The sequence below is a fragment of the Mesorhizobium sp. M1A.F.Ca.IN.020.06.1.1 genome (assembly GCF_004023265.1).
Taxonomy (GTDB): domain Bacteria; phylum Pseudomonadota; class Alphaproteobacteria; order Rhizobiales; family Rhizobiaceae; genus Mesorhizobium.
The window spans coordinates 1-3,053 of the sequence record NZ_RZSR01000744.1 but is presented as its reverse complement, the minus strand read 5'-3'; the positions used below and the strand labels follow the sequence as shown (position 1 = coordinate 3,053).

Here is a 3,053-nt window from a genome sequence, read left to right as displayed (position 1 = left end):
GCGTGGCGCTTCTGATCGGTACGCCGTTGGCGACGATGCCGATGATCAGCGAGGTGCGGGCGCCGAACAGGATGCGGGTCAACAGGTCGCGGCCGAGCAGGTCGGTGCCCAGCCAGAACTTGGCGTTCGGCGGCAAGGGCGAACCTTCCAGCGTCAGTCCGTCGAACATCTGCTCGTTGGGATCGTAGCCGGTCAGCCACGGCGCCAGGATGGCGCCAGCAAGCACGATGGCGACGATGAAGAGTCCGAGCAGCGCCAGCGGCCGCTTGAGCAGCCGGCGCCAGACGCCGGCGCGCGGCTTGACCGGCATTTGGCCCGGCGCCGGGAGATCAGGCGCGATGGGATTGGTCACCGCCATCCTCGTTTTCCGTCATCGCCACGATCCGCCGGGCCGCTTCCTCGACGCTGATCTGCCAGCTCATCGCCAGCGACCGCAACTGCGCATAGGCGCGATCGTCGTCGCTGCCTTTCGACAGCGCCGCGACCGCGCGCACGATGGTCTGGCGCTCGCCGACGCGCTGGCGCAGCGACGCGATCTCGTCGGCCAGCCGTTTCCCCGCCTCGAAGCTTTGCCGGGCGATCAGCAGCGCGCTGTACACGCCCGCATTGCCGACCGGTTTCAACAATTGCGCATCGGCTTTTTGCGACAGCGCCCATTCGATGCGGCCCGGCGCTTCCGAACCGATCAGCGCCACCAGGGGCATCGGCGCCTCGCCCGGCTGCCACGGGAACTGCTCGTCGAAGCCGAGATCGGCGTCGAAGAAGACGAAATCCGCGGCAAGCGCCTCTGCCGGCAATTGCGGCCAGCATTCGACCGCCTCAAGGCCGATCGCCGACAGCTGCCTGGTGATCGCCTGCACCGTCGCGTGCGGGCGATGCAGCACGAAAACCCGCGCGCCGCCGAGATTGGGGATGCGTGCGGACCGGCTCACGACACCACCCTGAGCCGCGGACGGCCGAAGGTCTTCGCCGGGTCGTAACGCGACAGATAGGGATCGGGCGCCACCTCTTCCTCGCGGCTGACGACCTCGAAAAATCCATCGGCGATGCGCCCGATGATCACCGGCAGGGTTGCATGCTGCGTGTGCGGATCGATTGCGATAGGCCCCAGGCGCGTCGTGAAGCGGCGCCCGGCGAAGGCTTTTGAGAACGCCGCCGGGCCGGCGTCGGGATCGCCGGAGAGCACGTCCGCCATCACTTGCACCGATGCATAGGCGGACGCCTCGAAGGACGAGGCGAAGGCAGCCGGGCGCGGCGCGAAATAGGGTCCGGCCGACAAATGGCCCCTGCCCGTTTCGCCGATCGCCGGCAACTCGCCCTCGGTGAGATTGCAGGATATGACCGGGCAGGCATCGGCCTTGAAGGCCGCATTCTCGCGTCCCAAGTCGCGATATGCCGCCAGGAAGGCATAGGACGAGGTGCCGATGAGGTTGTTGAGGATGAAATTCGGCCGCGTGGCGCGGATTTCATCGATCAGGCGCGAAACGTCGGTTTCGCCGATGCGCAGGTAGCGCTCGCCGAGCACCTTGCCCGCAGCGTCGGCGATCAGGTCGCGCGCGACGCGGTTCATCTCCCAGCCCCAGATATAGTTCGAGCCGAGCAGGAAGCCGTTGGCGCCGAAACGCGGCGCTACATGAGCCATCAGCGGAACCAGATGCTGGTTCGGGCAGGCATGCATGTAGACGACATGCTCGTTGGCCTCGAACCCCTCATAGGGGCAGGCATACCAGAGCATGCCGCCCGCCTTCTCCAGCACAGGGATCGTCTCCTTGCGGCTCCAGGAGGTAATGCAGCCGATCACGTGGCGGGCGCTGCTGGTCCGGAAGATATCCTCGCAAAGTGAGGCGTAGCGGTCGGCATTGCTTTGCGGATCGCGTTCGACCGGCACCAGCTCGATCCCGCAGCTTCGGTCGGCATTGATGTCGGCGATCGCCCGCATCGCGCCCGTGCGGCACGCGTCCGAGACGAGCTGGTAGCTGCCGGATCGCGAATAGAGGACGCCGATCTCGATACGCCGTTTCAAGCAATGCCCCAAAAATGAAAAAGCCCCGCAGCCGCCGCCGACAGGCGAGGCATACGAGGCATTCTTGCCGTCCGGCGACCGAGGCCGATATGTTCGCAGCTACCCTATTCCCTACCGCCCGCCAGTCAAGCCTCAAAGTTGCATGGCGCGGCGGGGCATCTAATCGCGCAGGCTGAAGACGAAAGGCGCGGTGCGGGTGACGTGGGCGCCGAGTTCGGCCGGCGGCGCCGGCACCGACGCGCCCTGCAACACGCCGAGCGCGGCGCGATCGAGATCCGGATCGCCCGAGGATTGCGCCAGCCGGGCAGAGACTACCCTGCCGGAGACGTCTACCGTGAAGGTTACAGTAGGCGTGCCCTCGACGCGCCTGGAGCGCGCCGCGCTCGGATAGCGGGTATGCCGCCTGATCCATGCCGCCAAGTTGGAATTCCAGCGCGACGGGCTGACGCTCGATCGCGACACCGAGTCGGAGGATTGCGGCGCGGCGGCCTTCGCGCCTGCGTTGGCATCGATGCCGGCCATCGTCACGGCCTTTGGCGGCGCGGCCTTTGCCCTTTTCCTCTGGTTCGGCTTTTCGACCGGCTTCTTTTCCACTTTTTTCCTCGCCTCGACGGGCTGGCTTGCCTTCGGCTGCGCCTCGAAAGGCTTTGGCTGCGGCAGCGGAACGACGACGTCGGGAGTAGCTGTCTCGACAGGGTCGGGCACGACCTCGTCCAGCGGCGGCCGCTCGCTGAGCGCAGCTGCTGTCTCCGCCGGTTCGACCTCCGCCGCCTTGTCGGAAACGGCCGGCGGCTCGGCGACCGGCTCGACCCATTTCACGACCGGCGCCGGATCGGTCACCGGTTTCACTTCGGCGGGCTTTTCCGTCTCCTCCGCCGCATCTGGCTGGTCCGGCGCGACCGTGTCCAGCATGGCCGCCTCTTCCGGCACGGCAGGCGTCGTCGGCAGCGGCGCCATTTCGACAGCCAGCGCCGGCGGCGCGCCGCCGTCCGGCACCTCGGTAAAGCTCAGATTCTGCACCGCATAAGCG

General features: G+C 67.1%; 3 protein-coding genes and 1 pseudogene. All 4 read right to left on the bottom strand.

Translation table 11 applies throughout. The features are described from left to right. Positions 1 to 310 (bottom strand): annotated as a pseudogene (locus EOA60_RS26205) (ABC transporter permease); the annotation flags it as partial. 19 nt (positions 311 to 329) lie between these two features. After that, positions 330 to 932, bottom strand: coding sequence for an ANTAR domain-containing protein (locus EOA60_RS26200; RefSeq protein ID WP_095826241.1), 603 nt, complete (start codon positions 930 to 932; stop codon positions 330 to 332). After that, entirely contained in the window at positions 929 to 2,023 is a 1,095-nt protein-coding gene (locus EOA60_RS26195; protein WP_095826242.1) for a transporter substrate-binding protein, read from the bottom strand. Before EOA60_RS26195 ends, EOA60_RS26200 begins: the two co-directional genes overlap by 4 nt. A 159-nt stretch (positions 2,024 to 2,182) precedes the next feature. Beyond that, a partial coding sequence (locus tag EOA60_RS26190; protein WP_245502613.1) for an energy transducer TonB occupies positions 2,183 to 3,053 on the bottom strand: 871 nt, incomplete at its 5' end.